This window comes from Okeania sp. SIO2B9, from assembly GCF_010672505.1.
Lineage (GTDB): Bacteria > Cyanobacteriota > Cyanobacteriia > Cyanobacteriales > Microcoleaceae > Okeania > Okeania hirsuta.
This window is the reverse complement of sequence record NZ_JAAHGK010000178.1, coordinates 1-8,072: the sequence shown is the minus strand read 5'-3', so window position 1 is coordinate 8,072 and position 8,072 is coordinate 1. Positions and strand designations below refer to the sequence as shown.

Annotated in this window: 6 protein-coding genes; 4 read left to right on the top strand and 2 right to left on the bottom strand. The window is 38.2% G+C overall.

What is annotated here, in order from left to right:
• The first annotated feature begins 1,115 nt into the window (after window positions 1-1,115).
• The 3 genes from F6K13_RS08830 to F6K13_RS08820 all read left to right on the top strand — a co-directional run bounded on the left by F6K13_RS08830 (window position 1,116) and on the right by F6K13_RS08820 (window position 4,887).
• On the top strand, window positions 1,116-2,165 hold the full coding sequence (locus tag F6K13_RS08830; protein WP_287287225.1) for a low specificity L-threonine aldolase: 1,050 nt from the start codon (window positions 1,116-1,118) through the stop codon (window positions 2,163-2,165).
• Between the two features lie 264 nt (window positions 2,166-2,429).
• The gene (locus tag F6K13_RS08825; protein ID WP_124155527.1) at window positions 2,430-3,068 is read left to right on the top strand and encodes a PEP-CTERM sorting domain-containing protein; all 639 of its coding nucleotides are present in this window, start codon (window positions 2,430-2,432) and stop codon (window positions 3,066-3,068) included.
• 100 nt (window positions 3,069-3,168) lie between these two features.
• Window positions 3,169-4,887, top strand: coding sequence for an NAD(P)/FAD-dependent oxidoreductase (locus F6K13_RS08820; RefSeq protein ID WP_124155528.1), 1,719 nt, complete (start codon window positions 3,169-3,171; stop codon window positions 4,885-4,887).
• A gap of 697 nt (window positions 4,888-5,584) precedes the next feature.
• Here F6K13_RS08820 and F6K13_RS08815 read toward each other — a convergent pair.
• Window positions 5,585-6,973: a WD40 repeat domain-containing protein gene (locus tag F6K13_RS08815; RefSeq protein ID WP_124147631.1), complete on the bottom strand. Its 1,389-nt coding sequence runs from the start codon at window positions 6,971-6,973 to the stop codon at window positions 5,585-5,587.
• 188 nt (window positions 6,974-7,161) lie between these two features.
• On the bottom strand, window positions 7,162-7,671 hold the full coding sequence (locus tag F6K13_RS08810) for a ferric reductase-like transmembrane domain-containing protein (RefSeq protein WP_124147632.1): 510 nt from the start codon (window positions 7,669-7,671) through the stop codon (window positions 7,162-7,164).
• A gap of 274 nt (window positions 7,672-7,945) precedes the next feature.
• Here F6K13_RS08810 and F6K13_RS08805 point away from each other — a divergent pair, with 274 nt between their 5' ends.
• On the top strand, window positions 7,946-8,068 hold the full coding sequence (locus tag F6K13_RS08805) for a hypothetical protein (RefSeq protein ID WP_275670435.1): 123 nt from the start codon (window positions 7,946-7,948) through the stop codon (window positions 8,066-8,068).
• Window positions 8,069-8,072 lie beyond the last annotated feature (4 nt).

Here is an 8,072-nt window from a genome sequence, read left to right as displayed (position 1 = left end):
TTTTTGCCCATACTGCTGCGGAATCAAATAAAGCCACCAGTTGGGCAATATCTACTTTTGAGTTACCTTCGCAGAATTGTATATGACGATAATCTCTGGTAGTGTTTTCATGTTTAGTCAGCTCTCTATAAATTTCAATAGGAGTCATTGAGGAAGGCAGAAGTTATATCATGTCCGGTAGCATCGGTATTGTATAGCAAAGGTAGGCAACAGGCAACAAACAGGAAAGCTTAAGAGCAAGAAAAAAACTTAAATTTCCTGTAGATATCCACGCTAACTTTTACACAAACCATACCAACGGACATGATATTAGAAGTTATTTTTGTTACAGGGATGTGTGAGCAACCCTCCAAAAATATTTCGCTAATCAAGGCGGGGTTTTAGACCCAATTATTTTGATAAATAATTTTTACTTTTGCCTATTTTTGTTTCTATTGAATATATTTTTGGACTAATTTGTATCTTGATCTTTTATATCAGCTTTTTCCCGCTCAAAGATAAATAAAACTAATAAATATATTCAGGTTATTTGATATTTTTTGAGTGCTGTTTTGATTGTAGATTATTTTACTTACCTCCAAATTTTGAAAGCTAGTAATAGTTGAGGTTTATTTCTTAACTATTTTGTATAGTATCATTCTTTTTTCTAATTATCAATATACTAAGAAGATGTTTTTTCTTAGTTGTGTCAAGATTTGATAACAAATTGAATTAGCTATAATTTTATATGAAAAGTTTTTTTTTGTGTGTAATTTTTACTATATATAATTAATAATAACCATTATACCTCTCCGATAATTAATCTCAGACCCTTGTCATACCTGGACAAAAACTTAGTTTCCGGAGATGTCTATTGATAAACAGTAATTAATATTTGGTGCTGCGTTATTCAGGTAAATATAGACTCTACGAGGGTGTAAGTTCCACTATCTTAGTCACTGAAAAACTCCTTTGTACCTACTGATATCATGTAGGGGCGCAATTGCGAAGTCCATGCCGTCAGGCTATATGGCCATCTGCTCCGACGACTCCTGACTCCTGTGAAATCATACATTTATTTAGCAACGCCAATTTTTTTAGTCCTTTAGCAAAATCAAGTTAACAATATGGGAAATATGAACTTTTGTAGTGATAATGTGACTGAGGTATGTCCAGAAATTATGGCTGCTGTGATAGCTGCTAATGAAGGGTCTGCAATGCCTTATGGTGCAGATGAATATACTCAACGCTTAGAAGCTAAATTATCAAAATTATTTGAAGCTCCTGTGATAATTTTCCCTGTTGCTACGGGTTCCGCTGCTAATGCTCTTGCTTTATCAGCGATCGCTCCTCCTTATGGAGCTATTTATTGTCATGCTGAATCTCATATTAATGTAGATGAATGTGGTGCTCCAGAATTTTATACGGGTGGTGCGAAATTGGTGACGCTTGGTGGTACAGATGCTCAAATTAATCCTTCTGACTTAGCTACAGCATTAGAAAAAGCTGGTATTGGTATAGTGCATCATGTTCAACCAGCAGCAGTTAGTATTACTCAAGCAACGGAAGCAGGAACAGTTTATTTACCAGAAGATATAGCTGAAATAGCAAAATTAACTCACGATCGCAATCTGTATCTACATATGGATGGAGCGCGTTTTGCTAATGCTGTTGTTAGTTTGGGTTGTGCGCCAGCAGATATAACTTGGCGAGCAGGGGTGGATGTATTGTGTTTTGGAGCCACTAAAAATGGAGCGATGGCAGCGGAGGCAGTAGTCTTTTTTAATCAAGAATTAGCAAAAAAATTTGGCTACCGTCGCAAACGCAGTGGGCATTTATTCTCAAAAATGCGATATTTGTCTGCTCAGTTAGAAGCTTATATTACTGATGATCTATGGTTGAAAAATGCCAGTAATGCTAATCAGATGGCTACAAAATTAGCGCAAGGTTTGGTCAAGTTTCCTTTGGTCAGGTTATGTCATCCAGTGGAGGCAAATGAAATTTTTGTAGAAATTCCTGAGTCTGTGGTTACTGGTTTGAGAGCGGATGGTTTTCAGTTTTATGTTTGGCAGGAGGCAACTTTCCCTATAATTAGAGTTGTAACTGCTTTTAATACTAGGGATGAAGATGTAGATGCTTTTTTGGAAAGTGTTCAATCTCATTCTGCAGTTAATGTGATGGAATAGACATTTCCGCATATCTTCTATATTACTCCCAAATGTAGTTTCTGGTGCCACTATACGATCTATCTTTATCAAAACTTTATAATCATTCTTAGCATAGCTATACACCTCAAAGCTTGATCTAGTAATTAATTCCACTAATTTTAACTACTAAAAACACCATCGGAATAATTAAAGATTCTGTAAAGTAGAGCATAAGAGGGTTGTAGGAATTTGGGGGGGGAAGTTAAGTTAATGTTGTAGGCAATAAATATTCCCAAGAAATCAATGACTAACAATAATATCAATACTTTCACAAAATTTGCAGTTGCTACTTCTGGCGTTGTGTTTGGTTTAGCAGCATTAGAAGTACCTGCAAAAGCTGCGGTTTTCAATCTGGGTTCCCTTTCCAATGATGGAACATCACTTGTTCAAGCAGGTGCTGATGCTGGTAGTGGCAATTTAGACTTTTTCAACTTCACCCTTGACGACGATATTGACAATATCAATGATTGGTTGAATATTGCAACTAACACACTTAACAATGATGATACTGATATTGGACTCTATGACGCAAATGGTTTCAAAGTAGCAGAAGATGACGATGGCGGTCCTCTTTTCGATTCTGAACTTTCCTTTGGTGATGCCGATCCTTTAGCCGCACCAGACACAACACCAGGAGTAGATGGAACCCTCTTAGCTGGCGACTATACTTTAGTCGTATCTGGTTGGAATGCTAATTTTACAACTAACATTGATGATATAGTTGCTGGTGCTAACGATTTACCTACTTCTTATACATTGACAATCACTAACTTCGATGACGATATTCAATCAACTCCAGAACCAACAGGTATTTTAGGTTTCCTAGCTATGGGTACTTTTGGCTGGCTATCACGTCTCAAGCGTAAACTCAAGGGAGAATAATATAACTGTCTCCAACAAAAGTAATTCAGAGATAGACAACCAGGGGCAAAACTCTGGTTCTCTGATTTAATTAGATTATTTATAGCCCTATTTTATAAAGATGAATACCCAACTGCAAGAAAACCATTACGATGTAGCCATTGTTGGCGGAGGTCCTGCGGGTAGCACTGCTGGTACTTTTTTAAGAAAATATAATCCTAACCTGCGAGTCTTAATTCTTGAAAAAGAAAAATTTCCCCGCGATCATGTCGGAGAGAGTCAACTGCCAGCTATTAGCGATATTCTGGTGGAAATGGGTTGTTGGGATAAAGTAGAAGCTGCTAATTTCCCCATTAAAATTGGTGCAACCTATCGTTGGGGTAAAAGTTCAGAACTTTGGGATTTTGATTTTGTCTCTCCCTCTGAATTTAAAAATGAACCCCGTCCTGCTCAATATCGAGGACAACGTATCCTTACTGCTTTTCAGGTTGACCGTGCTATTTATGATGATATTCTCCTGCGTCACGCAGAACAATTGGGTTGCCAAGTGCAAGAAGAAACTGCTGTAGCAAAAGTAGATGTTGAAGGCGATCGAATTAATGTTCTACGTTTGAATAATGGGCAAGAAATCACAGCTCGTTATTATATTGATGCTTCTGGACATATTGGAGTCTTAAGACGTGCTTTAGGTATCAAAAGTGATATTCCCACAAAACTACAAAATATTGCCATCTGGGATTACTGGACTAACGCAGAGTGGGCTGACACAATAGGTGTGGGAGGGACTCGGGTTCAGGTGATGAGTCTTGCTCATGGCTGGATTTGGTTTATTCCCCTCGGACCAACTCGTACCAGTATTGGATTTATTTGTCCGGCGGAACATTACAAAAAACTGAAAAAACGACCAGAGGAAATCTATCAAGAAGCACTCCAGAGTGAACCTCGAATTGGTGAACTGATCGCTAATGCTACTAGCAGAGGTAACATTGAAACTACAAAAGACTGGTCTTTCCTTTCTCAGCGAATGGTAGGAGAAAACTGGTTTATGGCTGGAGAAGCGGCAGGATTTGCAGACCCTATTCTTGCTGCGGGAATGACTTTAACTCATGTGAGTGCAAGGGAAGCAGCATACACAATTTTAGAATTGGAACGAGGTAAAAGTAATCCTACTTGGCTAAAAACCCATTACGAGGATAACCAACGAAGACGCATTCAACAACATATTCGTTTTGCTGACTATTGGTATGCAGCTAATGGTCAGTTTACTGATTTACAAAAGCACTGTAAAGAGATTGCTAAAGATGCAGGATTACGTTTAAGTCCAGAAGAAGCTTTTCGCTGGTTAGCTCAAGGTGGTTTTACCAACGATAATCTACAAGAAACTGCTATTGGTGGATTCGACCTCGCTTCGATGAAGCACGTCTTACAACGCTTTGCTAAGAAAAAATCTGCTTGGGAAATTAGTGGCTACAATGTCTTTCAACTTGATTTAAAAGGTGCAAAAGAAGAATATCTACCTCTCTATGTTCAAGGTCATATTGCTCAAGTGAAGTGTTACCTCAGAGGGGAACATCAACTACCTATTACAGGAATTTACGGGGTGATTTTCCGTGTTCTTAACCGTGCTTCAGAAATGGATCTGATTGTTAAGCTATTGAAGGAAGCTTTTAGTGTCAATGTTCCACCAGAGCATATTCCTTTAGCAATGGATCAAGCGATTCAATGTTTGGAGGTAATGGTTAGTGAAGGTTGGGTAAAAGCACAAGTTAACCGGAAAAAGACTAAGTTACAAATCTCTATTCCCGATGAAGGTAAATTAATCCATACTCACCATGGGTAATATTATTTCAGGTTGAAAAGTTATCAATAAACGACGGAGGAGTCAGGAGTCAGGAGTCAGGAGTCAGGAGAGAGGAGAGAATGAAGAAAGAACAGGAGAAGGAGAAAGTTTTTTCATCACTAATTAGGCTTGCTGAATAAATATCAAAGCATTGACTGATATTGGTTGTAGCATTTTTTAGTATAAAAAAGTGCGCCTGTTTTCAGCTCAAAAAGCTCATGCATGCTAGTATTTTGGGACGATTATGGCAGAAAAATCAAGGGACAAAACGCCCGCTCCTACCTCTTCTAAATTCCCATTTCTCCCCTCCTGGGAGGGGTTGGGGGTGGGTTGTCTCCTGTCTTCCCCTCCCAGGATGGGAAATAATTGATATATCTAGTGTGAGAATTGATTTGATTTTGGATTTTTACCAGATGTCTAATGATAGTTAGTTAACTTTTTAGGTAGTCCTGTAGATGTAGTGATTTATTGTCAAGGTAGGCAACATCTCATCTGGCAAGAGAAAATATATCTAATTCAATCGTTTTAGAGGAATAGTATTTGCTTGCCCACTTAATTTTTTTAAGAAGATCACTACTTGTACACCACTACCACTTTTTAATTTCTTCTTTCATATTTTGAAGAACACAACGTCTTTGTGTCCAGAAAAGTTTCTAGTTCCTCAATAATTTCAAATAAAGTTCAAAAAACTGCTCATCTATAACCAACCAGACCAAGGACTAACTTCAAGTACACCTGTTGGAGTCATCACTACTCGGAATAAAGCAACAGACTTCTGCTCGGTAATTTCAGATTTAGCAGTATTGAATAACTTGGGTAAAGGCGTTTGCTCTGCATACTTATTAGCAGGTTCATTCATAGTTTCTAATTTGGCGATCGCTCCATCAACATTAACTGTTATGCAAAAAACTAAATCTTCGTACCATACTGGTGTTTTTTCCCAACTTTGGTCAATTTTGTCATACAATTTTTGATTTAACTCTTCTAACTTAGCTCTATTAGTAATCTCTGAGGCAACAACTTCTACCACAGCAGATGAGGCAGTTGTATTCTGTAACTGTTTATTACTCAAAGCAGACATAGACCAAAGTTTAATTGTGCTATCGGCACCCCCACTGGCAAGAGTTTGTCCATCAGGGCTAAAATTTACAGACCAAACAGGTTTAGCATGACCTTTAAATGTTTCTAGTATTTCTTCTGTATCTACGTTCCACAGATGAATTTTTCTGTCGTAACTACTACTAGCAAGAGTCTGACTATCAGGACTAAAAGCAACAGATAAAACTGCTTTGTCATGTCCGTCTAGAGTGCATAGAAGTTGACCAGTTTCTACCTGCCATAACTTAACTTTTTGGTCTTGACTCCCACTAGCAAGGATTTTGCCATCGGGACTAAAAGCGATCGCCCAAACTGTGTTTTTATGTGCTGCTAATGAGTGGAGTTGTTTACCTGTATTCACTTGCCAAGTTTTGATTTGACCATTTTTACTCCCACTAGCAAGCATTTCTCCATCTGGACTAAAAGCTAAAGATTTGATGGAGCTGGAATGTTTAAAATTCCTCTCAACAGATCCAGTTTTAAGGTTCCAAATTTTGATTGTGCCATCATAACTTCCGCTAGCAAGAGTCTGACCATCAACGCTAATAGCTATAGCTTTCACATCATCGGTATGACCTTCGAGAGTTTGAATGAGTTTGCCATTGGCAAGATGCCAAAGTTTGATACGGTTATCCCAACTACCACTGGCGAGGACTTTTCCATCTGAACTAATGGCAAGAGATTCGATCGCATCTTTGTGAGCATCTATGGTATTCAGCAACTGACCATTGCTGAAGTTCCAAATTTTAATTGTACCATCATAACCGCTGCTGGCCATAGTTTTGCCATCTGGACTGATAGCAACTGCATATACCCATCCTTTGTGTCCGGAAAGAGTAAGGGAGGGTAGAGTTATTTTTTCTGGTTCCTGAGTCAAGTTTGTAGTTGATGTTGAAAGCGATCGCCACAACCATAACCCACCAAGATTTGTCACAGTAGTTGCTGCTATTATTGTGGCATATTGACGGAACTGTTGTGGGGTTAGCATAGATTTTAATTGTGAGATTTCTTAATTGGGAAAAGTTGATGATTAATTTTGACTTTTGGTCACTCTAATTTTTGGCTTTTATTTTTGCTATAGCAAATAACAAGTTGCTTAGAACTTATGCTGATGATGAATCTCAAACAGAGAAATGTTTTCCCCCCTGTTCCCTGTTCCCTATTCCCTGTTCCCTGCTATGATTTTTTATTGCGCTCTATCAGTTTTCTAGCAATAAATAAAATTGTGGTGCCAGTAATTCCGATTACTCCTAATGGGGTGATATGACTCCAATGACCCCACATTGTATATATGACGTGCCAGACTAAAATAAACATGGCAAAATATGTCAATTGATGTAATTTCTTCCAATTTTTCTTCATTTTTTTGATGCTCCAATCATTAGAAGTGATTGTTAGGAGTGTGAAAATAATTAAAGTCACTATTCCTGTTCCATATATCGAATATGTTTGGGAATCAAAAACATCAAAGTTTCTTTTGCTAAGTAGCAAAACTCCATGACCAAGAGCAAATAAAAAAGCAATTACACCTATTTGACGACGATATTTCAATAAAAATTTAGGAAGTTCTGTTTTTTTGGTTGCGGGAAAAACAATTCTCAAAATTGTTGGTAGTAAAGTGAGGATATAGCATATTAATCCGAATAAACCTAAGTAGTTAGCAAGTGGTGCTGTATCTAATATCATGTTCGGTAGAATATTTATAAATAAACGACGGAGGAGTCAGGAGATGGAAGAAGGAGTCAGGAGACAGGAGACAGGAGACAGGAGATGGAATAAGGAAGAGGAAGAACAGTAGAAGAAGGAGAAAGTTTTTTGATCACGCTCTCGGACCGGACATAATTAGGACTTATGCAGTACAACGTATTTTCGTCCGCAGCGACCGACAGGGTTTGCGCAGCAGTCAGGAACGGATAGCAATCTCAAATCCTAGTTTTTCGTAGCTCATGCGTAAGTCGTGTTGAAGAAGGAGACAGGAGACAGGAGACAGGAGACAGGAGGAAAATTACATGGGGATTCGCTCCCCCAAGTAATTTTGAACACCCCCGTTGACGGTGGGGTATTAAACCCACAAAGAAAATGATAAT

Coding starts and splice junctions, on each gene's coding strand:
- F6K13_RS08820 (WP_124155528.1), top strand. CDS start 3,169: ATGAATACCCAACTGCAAGAAAACCATTACGATGTAGCCATTGTTGGC.
- F6K13_RS08830 (WP_287287225.1), top strand. CDS start 1,116: ATGAACTTTTGTAGTGATAATGTGACTGAGGTATGTCCAGAAATTATG.
- F6K13_RS08815 (WP_124147631.1), bottom strand. CDS start 6,973: ATGCTAACCCCACAACAGTTCCGTCAATATGCCACAATAATAGCAGCA.
- F6K13_RS08825 (WP_124155527.1), top strand. CDS start 2,430: ATGACTAACAATAATATCAATACTTTCACAAAATTTGCAGTTGCTACT.
- F6K13_RS08810 (WP_124147632.1), bottom strand. CDS start 7,671: ATGATATTAGATACAGCACCACTTGCTAACTACTTAGGTTTATTCGGA.